This window comes from Vibrio sp. 1069 (assembly GCF_033340555.1).
Genome location: NZ_JAWOWP010000161.1, coordinates 1 through 930, shown reverse-complemented (window position 1 = coordinate 930; position 930 = coordinate 1). Strand labels below are relative to the sequence as shown.

1 protein-coding gene is annotated in these 930 nt (G+C 45.9%); it reads right to left on the bottom strand.

Features of this window, described 5'->3' with window-relative positions:
* The coding region (locus R7040_RS25185) for a cobalamin-dependent protein (protein ID WP_318097377.1) at window positions 1–930 on the bottom strand (930 nt) is incomplete at both ends.

The following is a 930-nucleotide window of genomic DNA, read 5'->3' as shown; positions in this document are numbered from 1 at the left end:
AGCCTTAAGCAATCCTTCACGCTCAACTCGATCAAGCAGCTCATTGGCATCATGGAATAGACGCTGAGCCTCCTCACCCACTTCTTCATGTTTGAAGATTGTCGGGTATTTTCCTACCAGCGACCACGTCATGAAAAACGGCGTCCAGTCGATATACTTGCGTAAGGTTGCGACATCAAAATCATCGAAAATATGAAGGCCTGGTTTTGCAGGAACTGGTGGCGTGTATGCATCCCAATCTATCGCGACTTTATTTGCACGCGCTTGTTCTAAAGTGACAGGCTTAGTACGCGGCTTCTTACGATTGTGTTGGTCACGAACACGCTCATAATCCGCATCCAGTTTTTCTATAAAGGCAGGTCGACGTTCATCGGAGAGTAATGACGAACAAACCCCTACTGCGCGCGACGCATTGTTTACGTAAACCACCGGATTTTTGTAGTTCTGCTCAATCTTAACGGCGGTGTGCGCTTTGGATGTGGTAGCTCCACCAATCAGAAGCGGAAGATCAAAATTGAGACGTTCCATCTCTTTAGCAACATGAACCATTTCATCCAGAGATGGGGTAATCAACCCTGACAAACCGATAATATCAACGTTCTCTTCTAGCGCGACTTTTAAGATCTTTTCACACGGAACCATCACGCCAAGATCGATGATCTCGTAGTTATTACACTGCAGCACCACGCCCACAATGTTTTTACCAATATCATGCACGTCACCCTTCACTGTCGCCAACAAAATTTTTCCGTTACTGCTACCGGATTGTTTTTCGGCGTTAATAAAAGGCTCTAAATGTGCGACGGCTTGCTTCATCACACGTGCTGATTTCACGACTTGAGGTAAGAACATCTTACCTTCACCAAATAGGTCTCCCACCACGTTCATGCCATCCATCAAAGGACCTTCAATCACTTCAAGTGGTTTTGC